Origin of the sequence: Nocardiopsis sp. NPDC050513, assembly GCF_044457925.1 — a bacterium.
In the GTDB taxonomy this organism is placed as follows: Bacteria; Actinomycetota; Actinomycetes; order Streptosporangiales; family Streptosporangiaceae; genus Nocardiopsis.
Genome location: NZ_JBITHK010000006.1, coordinates 380281 through 398224 on the forward strand (window position 1 = coordinate 380281; position 17944 = coordinate 398224).

The 17944-nt window shown below is 73.0% G+C and carries 16 protein-coding genes; 10 read left to right on the forward strand and 6 right to left on the reverse strand.

The features are described from left to right. Window positions 1–6 precede the first annotated feature (6 nt). Together ACIBFB_RS14025 and ACIBFB_RS14030 are read left to right on the forward strand one after the other, a co-directional pair. Window positions 7–1305 carry an MFS transporter gene (locus ACIBFB_RS14025; RefSeq protein ID WP_397229894.1) on the forward strand — a complete coding sequence of 433 codons (1299 nt, stop codon included), beginning with the start codon at window positions 7–9 and terminating at the stop codon, window positions 1303–1305. A 55-nt stretch (window positions 1306–1360) separates the two neighbouring features. Further along, the gene (locus ACIBFB_RS14030) at window positions 1361–2002 is read left to right on the forward strand and encodes a LysE family translocator (protein WP_397229896.1); all 642 of its coding nucleotides are present in this window, start codon (window positions 1361–1363) and stop codon (window positions 2000–2002) included. Between the two features lie 5 nt (window positions 2003–2007). Here ACIBFB_RS14030 and ACIBFB_RS14035 read toward each other — a convergent pair whose 3' ends face one another. Continuing rightward, window positions 2008–2463, reverse strand: a complete 456-nt coding sequence (locus ACIBFB_RS14035) for an Lrp/AsnC family transcriptional regulator (protein ID WP_397229898.1) — start codon at window positions 2461–2463, stop codon at window positions 2008–2010. A gap of 94 nt (window positions 2464–2557) precedes the next feature. Between ACIBFB_RS14035 and ACIBFB_RS14040 the strand changes: the two genes are divergently transcribed. After that, entirely contained in the window at window positions 2558–3028 is a 471-nt protein-coding gene (locus ACIBFB_RS14040; RefSeq protein ID WP_397229900.1) for a rhodanese-like domain-containing protein, read from the forward strand. A gap of 25 nt (window positions 3029–3053) precedes the next feature. On the opposite strand, the gene ACIBFB_RS14045 is transcribed toward ACIBFB_RS14040, so the two are convergent. Beyond that, complete coding sequence (locus ACIBFB_RS14045) at window positions 3054–3479, reverse strand: type II toxin-antitoxin system VapC family toxin (RefSeq protein ID WP_397229901.1); 426 nt, start codon at window positions 3477–3479, stop codon at window positions 3054–3056. Beyond that, window positions 3476–3676 carry a type II toxin-antitoxin system Phd/YefM family antitoxin gene (locus tag ACIBFB_RS14050; RefSeq protein WP_397229903.1) on the reverse strand — a complete coding sequence of 67 codons (201 nt, stop codon included), beginning with the start codon at window positions 3674–3676 and terminating at the stop codon, window positions 3476–3478. Before ACIBFB_RS14050 ends, ACIBFB_RS14045 begins: the two co-directional genes overlap by 4 nt. Before the next feature lie 148 nt (window positions 3677–3824). On the opposite strand from ACIBFB_RS14050, the gene ACIBFB_RS14055 reads away from it, so the two are divergent. Continuing rightward, window positions 3825–4550: a class I SAM-dependent methyltransferase gene (locus tag ACIBFB_RS14055; RefSeq protein WP_397229905.1), complete on the forward strand. Its 726-nt coding sequence runs from the start codon at window positions 3825–3827 to the stop codon at window positions 4548–4550. On the opposite strand, the gene ACIBFB_RS14060 is transcribed toward ACIBFB_RS14055, so the two are convergent. Continuing rightward, window positions 4547–6058 carry a CCA tRNA nucleotidyltransferase gene (locus tag ACIBFB_RS14060; protein WP_397229907.1) on the reverse strand — a complete coding sequence of 504 codons (1512 nt, stop codon included), beginning with the start codon at window positions 6056–6058 and terminating at the stop codon, window positions 4547–4549. The two genes, ACIBFB_RS14055 and ACIBFB_RS14060, sit on opposite strands and share 4 nt — an antisense overlap. Window positions 6059–6306: 248 nt before the next feature. Between ACIBFB_RS14060 and ACIBFB_RS14065 the strand changes: the two genes are divergently transcribed. The 6 genes from ACIBFB_RS14065 (at window position 6307) to ACIBFB_RS14090 (ending at window position 15959) form a co-directional block, all read left to right on the forward strand. Next, window positions 6307–8700 carry a DUF6049 family protein gene (locus ACIBFB_RS14065; RefSeq protein ID WP_397229909.1) on the forward strand — a complete coding sequence of 798 codons (2394 nt, stop codon included), beginning with the start codon at window positions 6307–6309 and terminating at the stop codon, window positions 8698–8700. 83 nt (window positions 8701–8783) lie between these two features. Beyond that, window positions 8784–10619, forward strand: a complete 1836-nt coding sequence (gene murJ, locus ACIBFB_RS14070) for a murein biosynthesis integral membrane protein MurJ (protein ID WP_397229911.1) — start codon at window positions 8784–8786, stop codon at window positions 10617–10619. A gap of 69 nt (window positions 10620–10688) precedes the next feature. Further along, window positions 10689–12563 carry a murein biosynthesis integral membrane protein MurJ gene (gene murJ / locus ACIBFB_RS14075; RefSeq protein WP_397229913.1) on the forward strand — a complete coding sequence of 625 codons (1875 nt, stop codon included), beginning with the start codon at window positions 10689–10691 and terminating at the stop codon, window positions 12561–12563. Window positions 12564–12845: 282 nt separating this feature from the next. Further along, window positions 12846–14426, forward strand: coding sequence for a discoidin domain-containing protein (locus tag ACIBFB_RS14080; RefSeq protein WP_397229915.1), 1581 nt, complete (start codon window positions 12846–12848; stop codon window positions 14424–14426). 25 nt (window positions 14427–14451) lie between these two features. Further along, a complete protein-coding gene (gene sigM, locus ACIBFB_RS14085; RefSeq protein WP_397229917.1) occupies window positions 14452–15078 on the forward strand; it encodes an RNA polymerase sigma factor SigM in 627 nt (208 codons plus the stop codon). Then, on the forward strand, window positions 15075–15959 hold the full coding sequence (locus ACIBFB_RS14090; RefSeq protein ID WP_397229919.1) for an anti-sigma factor family protein: 885 nt from the start codon (window positions 15075–15077) through the stop codon (window positions 15957–15959). The genes sigM and ACIBFB_RS14090 overlap by 4 nt, the downstream gene beginning before the upstream one ends. Window positions 15960–15971: 12 nt before the next feature. Here ACIBFB_RS14090 and ACIBFB_RS14095 read toward each other — a convergent pair whose 3' ends face one another. Together ACIBFB_RS14095 and ACIBFB_RS14100 are read right to left on the reverse strand one after the other, a co-directional pair. Next, complete coding sequence (locus ACIBFB_RS14095; RefSeq protein WP_397229921.1) at window positions 15972–16697, reverse strand: response regulator; 726 nt, start codon at window positions 16695–16697, stop codon at window positions 15972–15974. Then, window positions 16694–17881 carry a sensor histidine kinase gene (locus ACIBFB_RS14100; protein WP_397229923.1) on the reverse strand — a complete coding sequence of 396 codons (1188 nt, stop codon included), beginning with the start codon at window positions 17879–17881 and terminating at the stop codon, window positions 16694–16696. The genes ACIBFB_RS14095 and ACIBFB_RS14100 overlap by 4 nt, the downstream gene beginning before the upstream one ends. Window positions 17882–17944 lie beyond the last annotated feature (63 nt).

The window sequence follows — 17944 nt, forward strand, 5'->3', positions numbered from 1 at the left end:
GATCGCGTGTCCTTCTTCGGCGATCTGCGCGTGGTCCTGCGGGGGCCGAGGTTCCGTCGGCTGTTCGGCACCCGTCTGGTGTCCCAGTTCTCCGACGGCGTCTACCAGGCGGGCCTGGCGGGCTTCGTCTTCTTCAACCCCGAGCAGCACACGAGCGCGGGCGCGGTGGCCGCGGCCTTCGCCGTCCTGCTCCTCCCCTTCTCCGTGGTCGCTCCGTTCGCCGGTGTGCTCATCGACCGGTGGCCGCGCCGCCAGGTGCTGCTGCTGTCCTCCCTCGCCAAGGCGGTCCTGGCCACGCTGACCGCGCTGCTGGTCTCGAACGGGGAGGGCTTCTCGTTCTTCGTCGCCGCGCTGCTGGTGATGAGCGTCAACCGCTTCTTCCTGTCCGGGCTCTCGGCCGGTCTCCCGTACGTCGTGCCCCGGGACAAGCTGATGATGGCCAACGCGGTCACTCCGACCAGCGGCACCGTCGCGAGCTTCCTCGGCGCCGGGGCGGGCGCGGCGATCGGTCTGGTCGGCGGTGAGGCCGCCCTGGGCACCGGGCTGATCCTGTTCGCCGCCGCGCTGGGCTTCGCCGGGGCGGCCGGGGTCTCGCTCACCCTGGGGTACCGGGAGCTGGGCCCCCACCTGGAGCGCGAGCCCGAAGCCGTGCGGGCGGCCGTGCGCAACGTCGTGCGCGGGATGGTCGCCGGGCTGCGGCACGTGTGGGAGCGCCCCGCGCCCAGGGACGGCCTGCTGACGATCGGCGGCCACCGGGTCCTGTTCGGGATCGCCACCCTCATCACGCTGCTGCTGTACAACAACACGTTCACCGGCGGCGGCGTCGCCGGGCTGGCGGGGTTCTCCGTGGCGATGGGGCTGTCGGCGGTCGGGTTCTTCCTGGGCGCCGTGGCCACGCCGTGGGCGACCGCGCGGGTCAGCCCGAGCACGTGGATCGCGGTGCTGCTGGCGCTGGCCGCGGTGACGCTGGCGGCGTTCGGGCTGCCGTTCTCCCCCGTGCTGTTCCCGGTGGCCGCGTTCGTCCTGGGCCTGGTCTCCCAGGGCGTGAAGGTCACGGTCGACACGTTGGTTCAGCGACATGTCGACGACGCGTTCCGCGGGCGGGTGTTCTCCGTGTACGACGTGCTGTTCAACGCGACGTTCGTGCTGGGCGCGGCGCTCACGGCCGGACTGGTGCCGCCGTCCGGGGTGAGTGTGCCCGTGGTGGCGGGGATGGCGGTGGGCTACCTGGCCATGGCCGCGGCCTGGGCGGCCCGGGCCCGGTGGACCGCGGCCCCGGAGGAGGACGGGGCGCGGTCCGCCTAGCGCTCCGGCTACGCTCCTGGGAAGGCCGTCCGCACCGACCCGAACCGGGGACCCCATGCCGACCGTGACCACCCTCCTCGCCTTCTCCCTCGCGTCCGCGCTCCTCGTCGTGGTCCCGGGACCGAGCGTGCTGTTCGTCGTCGGCCGGGCCATCGCGCACGGGCGCGGCGTGGCCGTGCTGTCGGTGCTCGGCAACGCGCTCGGCGGCCTGGTCCTCGTGCTGACCGTGGCCTTCGGCGTCGGGGCGCTGGTCACCGCGTTCGCGCCGCTGTTCACCGCGGTGAAGCTGGCCGGAGCCGCCTACCTCGTCTACCTGGGCGTCCAGGCCATCCGCCACCGCAAGGCGGCCTCCGACGCCCTCGCCGGGTCGGCCGCCGGTCGGCTGTCCCACGCGCGGTCGCTGTGGGACGGGTTCGTGGTGGGTGCGACCAACCCCAAGACCCTGGTCTTCTTCGTCGCGGCGCTCCCGCAGTTCGCCGACCCCGCGCTCGGGCCGGTCGCACCGCAGATCGCGCTGTTCGGCGCCGTGTTCCTGCTGACCGCGATCGTCTCGGACATGTGCTACGGGCTGCTCGCGGGCACGGTGCGCGGATGGTTCGCCGCCAGGCCCCGGCGGATGGAGGTCACCGGGGTGGTGTCGGGGGCGCTGATGATCGGGATCGGGGCGCAGTTCGCGCTGACCGGCCGACGCGCCTGAACCCGTCAGCCCGCGGCCCCGGTCGGCGGCCGTCCCGCCACCGGGCTGGAGTAGACGACGTTGGTGGTGGTCGGGCCCAGGGAGCCGATCCGGCAGACCACCTCCTCCAGGTGGGGCATCGAACGGGCGACCACCTTCATCAGATAGCAGTCCTCGCCGGTGACGTGGTGGGCCTCGACGACCTCCGGGGTGGTCGCGAGGAGGTCGTGGCAGGGTTTGCGGTTGTTGGTGGGGTAGCGGAGCCGGACGAAGGCCAGGACGGGCAGGCCGATCCGCTCCGGGTCCACGACGGCGGTGTAGCCGGTGATGACACCGGTCTCCGCCAGGCGACGCACGCGCTCGGTGACGGCGCTGGCCGACATGGACACGGCCCGCGCGAGTTCGGCGTAGGTGGCCCGGCCGTCCTCCTGGAGGGCCTTCAGGAGGCGCAGATCGGTCTCGTCCAGGGAATCAACGGTCATGTCCCATGGATACCGTGGTTCGTCCGGTGACATCACCCGTACACCGCGGATACGGCCTGGTCGAGGAGGGATCCTCCTCCGTAGTGTCGTGGGCATGACGACACACGCCAACCCCGTCCTGCGCTCGGCCCCGGCGGACCCCGCCATCGCGGCGGCGCACTTCGCCGCCCGCCTCTCGCTGTACACCGACGTCTCCGACGTCCACGCCGCCATGGAGGGCGACGCCCCCGGCTTCACCCTCGTGGACGTCCGGAACGGGGCGGCCTGGGAGCAGGGGCACGCGCCCGGAGCCGTCCACCTGCCGCACGCGCGGATCCCGGAGGCGGCGGCGGACCTCGTCGACCCCTCGCTCCCCGCCGTGGTCTACTGCTGGAGCCCCGCCTGCGACGGCGGCGCCCGGGGCGCGCTCGCCCTGGCCGGTCTCGGCTACCGCGTCAAGGAGATGATCGGCGGCATGGAGTACTGGGTGCGCGAGGGCCTGCCCGTGGAGACCGCGCACGGGATCGAGCGCCAGTCGGCCGATCCGCGGGTCGCTCCCGCGAGCGGCCTGGCCTGTTCCTGCTGACGGGGCGCCGCCGCGCCCGGGGCGGTCAGGCGGCGGTGTCGCCCGTGGCCAGCACCTGGGCCTCGCAGGCGTCGAGGAGCCGGCGGCCCCCGCAGGCCACCACGGGTTCACCGCTCTTGAGGCGCTCGGCGGACGCGCAGTGGATCGCGGCGTACCCGCGCAGACCGCAGTCGCGTGCGAGGTCTGCCGCGCGCTCGACCAGCGCCTGGTCCACATCCAGAACGTTCACCTCCTGCCACATGTCCGCGAGCATCCCCCTGCCGCTGACGTACTGCGACGCGGTGATCCGGTTCATCCGCTCGGCCTGGGCCAACGCCGCCGCGGCCTCCGCGTACAGGACACGAGATGAGACGACCGAGTCCGATGCCTCCCACAACCGCTCGCACCTCGGGGATCCGGGTTCGTCGATCAGGAGGGGGACGAAGGCCGAGGTGTCGAAGTAGCAGATCACCTACGCTGCTCCCCCACGAGGTCACCCACCGTGCCGCCGGCCTTGATCCGTGCGGGGGCGCCGCGCTTGGCACGGCGAGCCGGTGTGACCTGCCCCTCCAGGATGAGTCGGTCCAGGGTGCTGTGCTCTCCCACCGGCACGATCCTCGCGATCGGCTTGCCGTGGTCGGTGACGGTGATGGTGTGCCCCTCGCGCACCTCGCCGAGGTGTCGGCTCAGTCCGTCTCGACTCCGCCGACCGGCCGTGCCCCCGCGGAGGCCTTCTCCCCCATCCCAGGGTGATGGGAACGTCACTTCATGTAGTGTCCCCCGAAAGGACTCGCCTACGAGCAGGGGATGGTGCGCCATGACCGGCGGATACGGACTCGGGAACCCGACGAGCGCCCTCGGCGCCCGGGGGGTGGCCAAGCGCGTGGGGGCCGTGTCCCAGCACCTGCCGACCTACGGCGACCGCCTGCTGGACGTGGGCTGCGGAGACGGCGCCTACACGGTCGAACTGGCGCGCGGGTACGTGCGGGTGGACGCCGTCGACGTGGAGCCGGACCGCCTGCGGGCGTTCGGGGAACGCATCGCCGGAACCGAGTTGGAGCACCGCGTCGGCGTGCACAAGATGTCCGCCGAGTCCCTCGCCTTCGAGGCCAACACCTTCGACCGGGTGACGGCGTTCGAGGCGCTGGAACACCTGGAGGACCTGGAGGGCGGCCTCGCGGAGATCCACCGGGTCCTCAAGCCCGGCGGCGCGTTCTCCCTGACCACGCCCAACCGCTGGTTCCCCTTCGAGACCCACGGGGTGCTCTGGGGCGCGCGGCGCCGCTCGGCCCTGACCGCCCCGTTCCTGCCGTGGGTCCGGCCCCTGCACGACCGCATGTCCGACGCGCGTGCGTTCAGCACCCAGGAGATGGGCCGCCTGCTGCGCGGCGCCGGACTGCGCGTACGGGCGATCAGCTACATCATGCCGCCGTTCGACCGCCGCCCCCGGCCGGTCCAGACGGTGTCGGACCGGCTGGAGGGCACCCCGCTGCGCGTGTTCGGCATGGCGATGGCCGTGACCGCGGTCAAACCAGGACGCTAGGTGTCCTGCTCCAGGTGCTCGGCGGCCCAGACGCGCAGCGCGGCGGTCGCGTCCTCCTTGGCCATCGGCCCGTTCTCCAGGCGCAGCTCCAGCAGGAACCGGTAGGCGCGGCCGACGAGCGGCCCCGGCCCGATGCCCAGGATCCCCTGGATCTCGTTGCCGTCCAGGTCCGGCCGGATCCGGTCGAGCTCCTCCTGCTCGGCGAGCTCGTCGATCCGGCGCTCGATGTCGTCGTAGGAGCGCGCCAGGGCGGCGGCCTTGCGGCGGTTGCGCGTGGTGCAGTCGGCGCGGGTGAGGATGTGCAGCCGCTCCAGCTGGTCCCCGGCGTCGCGCGCGTAACGGCGCACCGCGGAGTCGGTCCACTCGCCCTTGCCGTAGCCGTGGAACCGCAGGTGCAGCGCGACCAGGGTGCTGACGTCGGACACCGCGTCCTTGGGAAAGCGCAGCGCGGTGAGGCGCTTGCGGCTCATGGACGCGCCGACCACCTCGTGGTGGTGGAAGGTGACCCGGTTTCCCGACTCGAAGGACCGCGTCCTGGGCTTGCCGATGTCGTGCATCAGGGCGGCCAGGCGCAGCACGAGGTCGGGCTCGTGTCCGCGCTTGCGCTCCAGGTCGATGGCCTGGTCCAGGACGGTCAGCGAGTGCTCGTAGACGTCCTTGTGCCGGTGGTGCTCGTCGATCTCCAGCCGCATCCTGGGGACCTCGGGCAGCACGTGCCGGGCGATCCCCAGGTCGACCATGAGCTCGATCCCGCGCCGCGGGTTCGGGCTGAGCATCAGTTTGACCAGCTCGTCGCGGATCCGCTCCGCGGAGACGATGGTCAGCCGGTCCGCCATGCCCCGGGCGGCCTCGGCCACCTCCGGGGCGAGCGTGAAGCCGAGCTGGGCGGCGAAGCGGACCGCGCGCATGATGCGCAGCGGGTCGTCGCTGAAGGAGTCCTCGGGCCGCCCGGGCGTGCGCAGCACACCGGCCCGCAGGTCGGCGAGCCCGCCGAAGGGGTCGACGAACTCCCGGCTGGGCAGGCGCACCGCCATGGCGTTGACCGTGAAGTCCCGGCGCAGCAGGTCGTCGCGGATGTCGGTGCCATAGTCGACCTCGGGCTTGCGCGACTTGGGCGAGTAGGACTCGCTGCGGTAGGTGGTGATCTCAAGCTGCAGACCGCGCTTGCGCAGGCCCACGGTGCCGAACTCGATCCCCACCGTCCACACGGAGTCGGCCCAGCCGTCGACGATCTCCAGGATCCTCTGGGGCACGGCGTCCGTGGTCAGGTCCACGTCGTTGGACGTTCTGCCGAGCAACGCGTCGCGCACCGGCCCGCCGACGACGGCGAGCTGCTGGTCGTGCGCGGAGAACCGGTCGCCGAGTTCGCCCGGGACGGGCTGGATCGAGTCGACCAGCGCGGTGACCGCCGCCCGCTGTTCGCCCGTCAGCGCACCCTCGACGGTCTCCGTCGGGGTGTCCGGACGCTGGGCGGTGTCGTTCTCACTCGAAAACTCTGTGTTCGGCACACCACGCAGATTAGGGCATGTTCCACGGCCGCACTCCCCGCCGACGACGGCCGACGCCCGCCTGAGGAGACGGCGGGCGGCCCCGGACGGTATCTTCGGGAGCGGTGGTGGGACGATCCGTCGGCCTCACGTCCCGTCCGACCCACGTCCGCCGCGTGCGCCGTGCGGGCGCCGAGACCGATCCCGCCCCCGCGCCGTGTCCCCGGCGGGACGGCCACCTGGACCCGAATCAGGAAACCGGTCAAGCGTTGCGTCGATTTGCCTCCGCGACCGCGGTCATGGTCATGACCGCCGGTCTGCTTCCGATACCGGCCACGACCGTTCTGGCGGAGCCCGAGAACGACGAGTCGGTCGAGCCGCTCGTCGTCGAGCGCGTCACTCCCGACGCCGTCGACGCGGACAGCACCCTGCGGGTCTCCGGGGTGGTGACCAACACCACCGCGGACGGCGTCGAGGACGTCACCGTCCGGATGCGCTACTCCCGCCACCCGTTCAGCGACCGCGACGACCTGGACGGGTTCGCCTCGGGCAACGGCTGGCAGCCGGGCGCGTCCGGTCCCGACGAGGACGTGGCCGACTCCCTGGAACCGGACGCCAGCGGCGAGTTCTCGCTCAGCGTGCCCGTCGAGGACCTCGAACTGTCGTCCTTCGGCGTCTACCCGCTGATGATCGAGGCCGTCGACGGCGACGGGGAGCGCCTGGGCGCCCAGTACACCTTCCTGCCCTTCACCGGCGAGGACGGCGAGGACGTCCCCTCCGTGGACATCGCGTGGGTGTGGCCGCTCATGGCCCAGCCCCAGCGCGCGGACGACGACACCTTCCTCGGCGACGCGCTCTCGGGCGCGGTGGGCGAGGACGGCCGCCTGGGCCGCCTGCTGGAAGCTGGCGCCCAGAGCGACCTGTCGTTCGAGACCGGAGACGAGGACCTCGTCGAGCTGCTCGGGCTGGACGAGGATCCGGCGGAGGCCACCGCCGAGCCGGACGCCACGGACGGACCGTCGGAGGGCGCGACCGCCGAGCCCTCCGACGCGGAGCCCACGGAGGGCGGGACGACGGACGACGGGGACGCCGAGGCCTCCGCGGAGGCCGAGGACTCCGACGAGGCGGAGGCCGGGGCGGCCGAGTCCGCCGGAGTCCCGGTCACCTGGGCGGTGGACCCCGCGACCCTGGACGACGTCGTGCGCCTGGCCCGGGAGTCCCACGACGTCCTGGACGACCCCGGCGCGGTCTCCGAGGGCTCCGACCCGGGGCGCGAGGAGCGGCCGGCGGACGTCGCCGCCCAGATCTGGCTGCGCGAGGCCAGGGCGGCCCTGGCCGGGGAGACCGTCATCGCCACCCCCTACGCGTCCGTCGACCTCGCGTCGCTCCTGCGCAACGGCATGGAAGCGGACGCCGCGGCCTCGCTGGAGGCCGGCCGCGGCGCGGTCGAGCGGGCGCTGGGCGTGGCGGCGGACGGGTCCTTCGCGCTCCCCGCCGACGGGCTCATGGACGACGCCGTGTACGAGTTCCTCTCCGTCGACGGCGCCCACCGGTTCCTCCTGGACGAGGCGGCCAAGCCCGCCGTCTCCGACCTGTCCACCACCCCGACCGCCCAGGCCGCGCTGCGCCCGGTCGAGGACGGCCCCGCGGAGGAGCCGTTCGCGCTGGTCGCCGACCGGGGTCTGGCGGACGTGCTGGCCATGCCGTCCCGCGAGCCCGGCGAGAGCGAGCTGGCCCTCCAGCGGTTCGCCGCCGAGACCGCGATGATCGCCGGGGAGAACGCCGGTGACGACCGGGTCGTGGTCGCCTACCCCGGCCCCGACTGGAACCCGGGCGCGGAGCTGGCCGCCGGGGTCCTGGAGGCCAGCGACAGCCTGCCGTGGCTGACGCCCGAACGGCTGGAGGACGTCGGGCTGGCCGACGAGGACGACCGGGAGACCACCCGCCGGGCGCTCACGTACCCGGAGCGCGGCTACGGGGACGAGCTGACCGCGACCTACCTCGGCCAGGTCGCGGACGTCAACCGCGACGTGCGCCTGTTCAACAGCGTCCTGCTCGGAGACAGCGACCCGTTCCGCCCGGCCGTGCTGCGGATGGAGTCGTACCACTGGCGCGAGCGGGAGGACCTGGCCGCGGCCGTCCGGTCGCTGGTGTCGGACTCGATCGACGAGCACCTCGGAGACGTGCGGATCATCCCCGGCGAACCGGTCACGCTGGCCAGCAGCACGGGCACCACCGGCATCGTCGTGGCCAACGACCTGGAGGACGAGACAGTCCAGGTCATCCTGTCGGTGTACTCGGAGAACTCCGAGCGGCTGAGCGTCGGCGGATACACCCGGTCCTTCGAGATCGCCCCCGGCGCGAAGACCACCGTGTACATTCCGCTCACGGCCAGGATCAACGGCCGCACGGAACTCCAGGCGAGCCTGCAGAACGAGGCGGGCGAGCCGATCAGCGCCCAGGACACCGTGATTCCGGTCAACGCCACCGGCCTGGGCACCCAGGCGCTCCTGATCAGCGGCATCGGGCTGCTGATCCTCGTCGCGGCACTGGCCCCGCGCGCGGTCCGCAAGTGGCTGCGCGGGCAGGCCGCCCGCGCCGCGCGAACCGACGCCGCCGGGGACACTGGTCACGACGCGGGCGGGACCGGCGCGACGAAGTGACATATCCCCCCGCCGACAGGTCGTCATGTCGACAGGACGACACGTCGCCCTCCCCGGTCCTACGAAAGGAAGCCTGATCCACGGTGGTCACCGACTCCCCGAACGACGGCGGACACCGCGCCGACCGTTCCCCCCAGTACCAGCCGCGCCACCGTCGGGGCCCCGTCCCTGGTGAGGACCCCCTCCGTCCGAGCGGCGGCCCCGCCCCCACCTTCGAGGAGGGGGAGCTGCCCGAGCCCGTGTTCGAGGAGGACGCCCGCCGCGGCGGGGAGGACGGGGAATCCGGCTCCGGTTCCGGGTCCTCGGGCGGGCTGATGCGGTCGAGCGCGATCATGGCCGTGGGCACCATGGCCTCCCGGATCACCGGGTTCGCGCGCACGATCGTGCTGGGCGCCGCGATCGGAACCCACCTGCTCGGTGACGCCTACAACACCGCGCACACGATCCCGTTCATCCTCAACGACCTGCTCATCGGCGGCCTGATGGCCAGCGTGATCGTGCCGTTCCTGGTCAAGCGCCGCAAGCGCGACGCCGACGGCGGCAAGGCCACCGAGGACCGGCTGTTCACCACCACGCTGCTGGCGCTGCTGCTGCTCACGACGGTCGCCGTGCTGTCGGCCGAGTTCCTCATCTGGATGTACGGGTCGCAGTTCACCGCGGCGCAGTTCGACGACTCGGTGTTCCTCGCGCGCTACCTGCTGACGCAGATCTTCTTCGTGGGCATGAGCGGCCTGCTCAGCGCCATGCTCAACACCCGGAACCGGTTCGGCGCGCCGGTGTGGGCCCCCGTGCTCAACAACCTGGTGATCATGGCCGTCGGCGGGATGTTCCTGTGGGCGGCCGGTCCGGGCAGCGAGCCGCCGGTCCCCGACGCCCAGCTCACCCTGCTCGGCGCGGGCACGGCGGCGGGCATGGCCCTCCAGGCGCTCGTGCTGTTCGTCGCGCTGCGCCGCTCCGGGTACCGCTGGCGGCCCCGGCTCGACCTGCGCGGCAGCGGTCTGGGCGAGGCCCTGCGCACCGCCGGGTGGATGATGCTCTACACCCTGCTCACGCAGGCCGGGCTGTGGATCACGACCAACATCGCCAACGCCGCCAACGTGGCGGGGATCGAGCAGGGCCGCGACGTCGGTGCGGGCATCACCGCCTACAACCTGGCGTACCAGCTCTTCCAGCTGCCGTACGCGATCATCGCGGTCTCTCTGATCACCGTGCTCCTGCCGCGGATGAGCGCGCACGCCGAGGACCGCGACTGGGCGGCGGTGCGCTCCGACTTCTCCCGGACGCTGCGGATCTCGTCCTTCGTCCTGGTGCCGCTGGCCTTCGCGATCGCGATGTACGCCGTCCCGCTGTCCATCCTGGCGTTCGCCCGCGGGTCGATCTCGGTGGCCGACGCGACCAGCATCGGCCAGATCCTCGCGGTCATGGCGCTGGGCCTGGTGCCGTTCACCGTCTTCCAGCTCATGCTGCGCGTGTACTTCGCGCTCGGCGACACCCGGACCCCGGCGATGATCGCCGTCGCCAACCTCGCCGTGCACAGCGCGCTCGCGCTGGCCTCCTATCTGCTCCTGCCGCCGGACCGCGTCGTCGTGGGCGTGGCCGCCGGGTTCATGTTCTCGTTCGTTTCCGGCCTGACCATCGCGGGCAACCTCCTCAGCCGCCGTCTGGGGGGGCTTGACGGGAGGCACGCGGTTGGCACATTGTTGCGCCTGCACGTGGCCGTCGTCCCGAGCATCGCCGCCGGACTGGGCGTGCTCTGGTTCTTCGACGCCTACGTCGGCCCCGGCCTCGCCAGCTACATCGGCGCCCCCGCCGCGGGCTGCCTCCTGGGCGCGCTCCTGTTCCTGGGGGCGGCCAAGCTGCTGCGGGTGCCCGAGCTCACCTCGGCCGTGGAACTGATCCGGGGCCGCCTGCGTCGATGACCCCGAACACGTCCGCCCGGCACTGACCCCGCCGGCCCGGCACGCCCCCGAGAGAAGGACGGCCCGACGGTGCCCAGCGACCACCCCAGAGAGCAGGCCCGCGTCCCGGACGCCGGACCGGACGCGCGCGAGGAGCACCGTCGGCACCTGGTCATGCCGGAGGACGTGCTCGACACCTACGAGCGCGACGATCCGGACACCGTGCCGGAGACCGGGCTGGCGACCGTCCGGGACCCGAGCGACATCGGCGACGCGGGCACCGCCGACCGCGCCGGCCTGGAGGACGGCGACGAGATCGGCGGCACCGCGCACACCGCCCCGGGCAACATCGCCCGGTCGAGCGCGATCATGGCGGTCGGCACGATCTGTTCGCGCGTGACGGGCTTCGTCCGCACGATCGTGATCGCGGCGGCCATCGGCACCCAGCTGCTGGGCGACGCCTACCAGGTCTCGGGCATGGTGCCGTACATGATCTACGACCTGCTCATCGGCGGGTTGCTGGCGAGCGTGTTCGTGCCGTTCCTGGTCAAGCGGCGCAGGCTCGACGCGGACGGCGGCGACCGGACCGAGCAGCGGTTGGTCACGCTCATGCTGCTGGCGCTGTTCGCGATGACGGTGCTCTCGGTGCTGGTCGCGGAGTGGTTCATCCGGATCTACGCGGGCGGGTTCGGGGGCGCCCAGTTCGACGTCTCGGTGGTCCTCGCCCGCTACCTCGTCCTCCAGATCTTCTTCATCGGGGCGAGCGGGCTGGCGAGCGCCATGCTCAACGCGCGGGGACGGTTCGGCGCCCCCATGTGGGCGCCGGTGGTGAACAACCTGGTCATCATCGGCGTCTGCCTGTGGTTCCTGTCCATCGCCGGGCCGGGCAGCACCCCCGAGGACATGCTGGCCAACCCCTCCCAGCTCGCCCTGCTGGGCCTGGGGACGGCGCTGGGCCAGATCGTGCAGGCCGCGGTCCTGGTGTGGGCCCTGGCCGCGGCGGGCTTCCGGTGGCGGCCGCGGCTGGACGTGCGCGGTTCGGGGCTCGGCGAGGCGGCGGCGGCCGCGTCGTGGATGATGCTCTACATCGTCGTGGCGCAGGCCGGGGCGCTGGTCTCGACGAACGTGGCGACACGGGCGGGCGCGGCGGCGGCGGAGCTGGGGTACGGGACGGGCGCGGGCATCGCCGCGTACAAGTTCGCGTCCATGCTGTTCCAGCTGCCGTACGCGATCATCGCGGTCTCGGTGATCACCGCGCTGCTGCCGCGCATGAGCGAGCACGTCGCCGCGGGCCGCAAGGACCAGGTCCGCTCGGACTTCTCGCGCGGGTTCCGGCTGTCGTCGGTGCTGCTCGTCCCCATCTCCGTGGCGATGCTGGTCTTCGCCGTCCCGTTCTGCGTGATGATCTACGCGCAGGGAAGCACGAGCGCGCAGGACGCGGAGGCGATCGGGCGCATCCTGATGGTCTTCGTCGTCATGCTCGTCCCGTTCACGCTGTTCCAGCTCCAGATGCGGGTGTTCTACGCGCTGGGCGACACCCGCACCCCGGCGCTGGTGTCCATCCCGGCGGAGATCGCGCACGCGGCCACGGCGTTCGCGCTCCTGCTGTGGATGGACCCCCAGTCCGTCGTCCTGTGGCTGCCGGTGCCGTACGGCCTGTACTACGTCGTCGGCTCCGGCATCATGTGGACTCTGCTGCACCGGCGGCTCAACGGCCTCGACGGCCGCCGCACGGCACGGGTCCTGTTCAAGCTCCACCTCGCCGCCGTCCCGGCGGCCCTCCTCGGCTGGGCGATGATCCACGTGTTCCGGGGGCTTCCCGGCGACGTGTGGCCCGCCCTGGCGGCGATGGCCGCAGGTGGCGCGGGGGGCGCCGTCCTGTTCGTCCTCACCGCGAGAATCCTGAAAGTGACTGAAGTCACATCGTTCCTCGAATTGCTCAGAACACGGCTGCGACGTCGCTGATCACCAGGAATGGATGACGTTGGGTAGTCGTGCACCCGATCGCCCGAGAAGGTGAACAGTGGTCCCCTGTCCTCCAAAGATGCTGTTCAAGCGTCCTAGCATGGACTGGCATCGCTCAATCGACATAGCAACTTCCGACCGAGCTGCCCGAAGGGAGGCTGGGGACAGCACGCAGGGCCGACACCCCCTCACACGACACACCCCCGTACCGACACGCGCCACCTCCCCCGGCGCGACGGAACCCCGTGTGAACCTCCGGCACTGCCACCCGTCACTCCCATCATGAGCACCTTCCTGATCGAGCCCGGGGCGAAGCTGGCCAACCGGTACCGACTCGACCACGTCGTGAGCGAGACCGGTGGAGCGACCCGCTGGAAGGCCACCGACGAGACCCTCGCGCGCCCCGTCGGCGTGTGGACCTTCGCCGACGGCTTTCCGCGCACCTCCGAGGTCGTGCACGCCGCACGCGCCACCAGTCGGATTCCCGACGCCCGCGTCACCCAGGTCTTCGACGCCGACGACACCGCCCCCGTCCCCTACGTCGTCGAGGAGTGGGTCAGCGGCTCCTCCCTCGCCGACCTCATCGCCCAGGGCCCGATGGAGCCCGAACGGGCCGCCGGTCTCGTCGCCGAGGCCGCCGAGGCGATCGCCGCCGCGCACGCGGGCGGCCTCCACCACCTGTGCCTCACCCCCGCCAAGCTCATGTGGAGCAGCGGCGGCGCGGTGAAGGTGATCGGCATCGGCGTGGACGCGGCGCTCCTGGGCGCCAACGTCGCCGACCCGGCCGCCGTGGACGCCCAGGGGCTGGGCAGCCTGCTCTACGCGGCGCTCACCGGCAGCTGGCCCGGCGGCCCCCAGGACGGTCTCCCAGCCGCTCCGCAGGGCCCCGCCGGCCCCTACCCGCCCGCCCAGCTGCGCACGGGGATCACCGAGCCCCTGGCGACCATCACCACCCGGGCCGCCCTGCCGCAACTGGCCGGGCAGCTGGTGCCGGGCGGGCCGATCACCTCGCCCGCCGACCTCTGCGCCGCGCTGGCCGAGGTACCGCGGCTCATCCCGCTGCCCGTCACCCCCGCCGAGACCGCGCCGCCGCCCGAGCACGGCACGTCCCGGCGCACGGGCGAGTTCGACTCCACGGGCCCGCGCCGCGGTGCGCGGAACGGTTCGGCGTCGCGGGGCGCGGAACGCGCCGCGTCGACCCGGTCCGCCCCGGAGCGCCGTCAGCCCTCCCGAATGGAGGAGCGCGCGGCCCGCACCCAGGGGTCGCCCCGCAGGATCCTCATCGGCGTGGTCGCGCTGGTGGTGTTCGCGGCGGTGGTGGTCGGCGCGTGGACGGTCGGTTCGATGATGCGCCCGGGCGGCGAGGAGCCGACCGGTCCGGACGCGCGGGCCTCCGAGGACACGTCGGACTCGGCGGAGCTGGAAGCCCTGGACATCGGCGGGTCGCGCGGTCTCAACCCCCACGGTGACACCGACGAGCACACCGAGAACACGCCCAACGCCTACGACGGCGACCCTGGGACCGCCTGGAACACCCAGGGCTACCGCGATCCGCTGGCCATGATCAAGCCCGGCGTCGGGCTCCAACTCGACCTCGGCGAGGTCCGCGAGATCCACGAGGTCGAACTCGACCTGGCCGGCAGCGGCTACGAGTTCGACGTCCGGGTCGCGGAGACCGACGGCGCCACGGAGGACGACTACGAGGTCGTCGCCACGGGGAGCGGGAGTGGCGGCTCCCAGGTGGTCGAACTCGAGGAACCCGTGTCCGGACAGTACGTCCTCATCTGGTTCACCGTGCTTCCGCGGAACGAGGGCGACTACCGTGGAACGGTCAACGAGGTCGAGATCCGGGGCGTGGCCTAGGTGCGGGGATACGTGAGCTGAACTGATGGACGCGGTCCAGGAGCTTCCCGACCGGGAGCTGTTGTCGAGGCACGCTCAGGGTGACGACCAGGCCTTCGGGGTCCTGGTGCGGCGGCACCGTGAGCGCCTGTGGGCTGTGTCGGTCCGGATGATGGGCGACCCCGAGGAGGCCTCGGACGCCCTCCAGGACGCCTTCCTGTCCGCGTTCCGCGCGGCCGACCGCTTCCGGGGCGAGGCCCAGGTCAGCACGTGGCTGCACCGGATCGTGGTCAACGCGTGCCACGACCGCCTCCGCCGCCGCAAGGTGCGCCCGGCGACCCCCACCGAGGACGAGACGCTCGACGTCATGTCCAACGAACGCCTCAGCCGTCTCGGCGGGGCGCCCGACCACGCCTCGCAGACCGAGTCGCGCCTCGACGTCCAGGCCGCCCTGGAGCAGCTGCCCCTCGACCAGCGCCTGGCGCTCACGCTCGTGGACATGCTCGGCTACCGCGTCGAGGAGGCCGCGCGGATCCTCGACGTGGCGTCCGGCACGGTCAAGAGCAGGTGCGCGCGCGGTCGCGCGAAACTTCTTCCGACTCTCGCCCATCTAAGGAACCCTCAGCCGCCGCGAGACGTCACATCTGGGAGAGGAGGTGCCAACCCATCGTGACGCCCCATCCGGACGCGGAGGCACTCGCGTTCCTCGCCGAGGACCTACTCGAACCCGACGAGGAACGCACCGTCGCCGCACACATCGAGACCTGTTCCCTGTGCGCCGCCACACTGGACGAGCTCACGGGCGTGTCCGAGATCCTCGCGTCGGTCCCGGCCCCCGAGCTTCCGCGGGACGTCGCCGACCTCCTCGACCAGCGCATCGCCGACGCCGCCCGTGAACGCGCCGGGCACGGGACCGCGGCCGACGCCTCCGCGGAGACGGGACCGGAGGTCCCCGCCGGCGCCACCGTGACCTCCCTCGCCGCGGCCCGTCGCAGGCGCGCGTTCGGGCTGCCCAAGCTCCTGGTCGCAGCCGCCGCGGGGGTGTTCGTCGTCGGCGGCGGCACCGCCGTGGTCAACGCGGTGCTGTCGGCGGGCGGCGGAGCGGGCGAGGTCGCCGCTCCCCTGGAGGATTCGGAGGCGGCCCCCCAGGAGGGGGAGGCGCTCCCGGCCTACGTTCCGCGGCTGGTCGCCTCCGGGACGGTCTACACCGACGACGCGCTCCCCGAGCAGGCGGCGCAGACCCTCGACCTCGCCGCCGACGACGACGGCCCGGACGCCGAGCACGACCCGGACTCCGCGGACGGCCAGTCCGTGCCGATGGACCAGGCCGTCACGCTCGAGGTCGAGCAGTGCTCCGTCCGGGTGGAGGAGGCGTACGAGACCCGCGTCACCCTGGTGGACGACGCCTTCTACGGCGGCGACGCGGCACGTGCCTGGGTCATGTTCGCCCCCGGGAACGACCAGGTCGACGTGTACGTGGTCGACCCGCGCTGCGCCCAGGGCGACGACACCGATCAGGCCGTGCTGGCCCGGACCGCCGTCGACGCCCCCTGATCCCCCCTCGGCTCAGCCCTCCCGCCCGGGGCGGACCAGTCCGCTCTCGTAGGCGATCACGACCAGGCCCACCCGGTCGCGGGCCCCGAGCTTGGCCAGCACCCGCCCCACGTGGGTGCGCGCGGTCGCGGGGCTCAGGTGCAGCTCCGCCCCGATCTCGTGGTTGGACATGCCGCGCCCGACCAGCGCCAGGACGTCGCGCTCGCGGTCGGTGAGCACGTCCAGCCGGGCGGCCGCCTCCGGTGCGACGGTGGCGTCGGAGAGCCGTTCGATCACCCGGCGGGTGACACCGGGCGAGAGCAGGGCCTCCCCCTGGGCGACGGTGCGCACCGCGTCCCGGAGCGTGCGCGGTTCGGCGTCCTTGAGCAGGAAGCCGGACGCGCCCAGCCGCAGGGCGGTGAACACGTTGTCGTCCTCGCCGAAGGTGGTGAGCACGACCACCCGCGTGTCGACGTGTCGACCCTCCGACCTGTCGACGTGTCCCCGCGTGTCGTCGCGTCGACTCGGCGACGTGTCGACACGTCGCCTCTCCCGTTCGCGGAGGACGGCGAGGCCGTCCATGCCGGGCATCTGGAGGTCGAGCAGGACCACGTCCGGCCGGAGCCGGTCGATGTCGGCCAGGGCCGCGCGACCGTCCTCGGACTCCCCCACCACCTCGATGTCCTCGTCCCGTTCCAGGAGCGAGCGCACCCCCGCGCGGACGAGCGGCTGGTCGTCGACGAGCAGGACGCGGATCACCGGTCGCCTCCGAGCGGCAGCCGGGCGCGCACACGGAACCCGCCCTCGGGCCGGGGACCCGCCTCCACGCTGCCCCCGACCATGCGGACCCGTTCCCGCATGCCCGCCAGCCCGCTGCCCGGGGAGTGTCCCCCAGACGCGGCCGGGGGACGCGCCCCGGCCGCCGGGCTCTGCCCGCCGTCGTCGGTCACCACCACGTCCAACTCCTCACCCTCGCGTGCGAACTCCACCCGGACCCGGCCCGCACGGGCGTGCCGGAGCGTGTTGGTCAACGCCTCCTGGACGATCCGGAAGGCGGTCGCGTCGACCATTCCCGAGACGTCGCCCGGCGCCGGGGCGCCGTCCACCCGGACGTCCACCCCGGCCGCGCGGACCGACTCCACCAGTTCGTCCAGACGGGCGAGGGAGGCGACCCGCCCGCCGTCGGGGTCGGTGTCGCGCAGGGCGCGCACGGTGGCGCGCATCTCGCTCAGGGCCTCCCTGGAGGCCTGACGGACGTGCCCGAGCTCGGACCGGGCCCCGGCGACGTCCGCCGGGGCGTCGTCGAGCGCCTCGGCGGCCACGGCCGCGTGCAGGGAGACGACCGACAGGTGGTGCCCGACCGCGTCGTGCAGGTCGCGGGCGATCCGGATCCGTTCGAGCGCCACGGTCTCCGCCGCCTCGGCGGCGCGCGCCTGCGCGTCCAGAACCGCGATCCGGGCCCGCTGCCGCTCGGCCCGCGCCCGCTGCCACTGGACGTGTCCCAGGGCGGTGGCGGCGCCCATGATCGCCACGGTGGAGGCCAGTTCGTACCCCAGGAGGTAGGCGGGGTCGGCCCCCTGCCCGAGTCGGGCCAGGGTGGAGACGAGCACCAACGCGGCGGCCGACCCCACCGACCACCGGGTGCGCCCCGCCTCGGCGGCCGAGTACAGCGCCGCAGCGGCGGGCACGGCGAGACCGATGGTCGGCAGGTCGAGCACGTAGTTGGCGACGATGAGCACCGACGTGGCCAGGACGACGGCGACGGGCCACCGACGGCGGACGAGCATGAGGCCGCCGAGCACCCCGGCCAGCGCGTAGGCGAGAGGGGTGAGGTTGCCGGTGTCGCTGATGTCGGCCCCGGCCGCGATCGCCACCACGGCGAAGACCGCGAACCCGAGGAGGGCGTCGACGATGACGTCCTGCCGACCGGACTGACGTGTCATGCGGCAGATTCTACGGAGGGAGGGGCCGCCGCGGCCGTGTCTCGCGGGCGCGCGCGGGTGCGC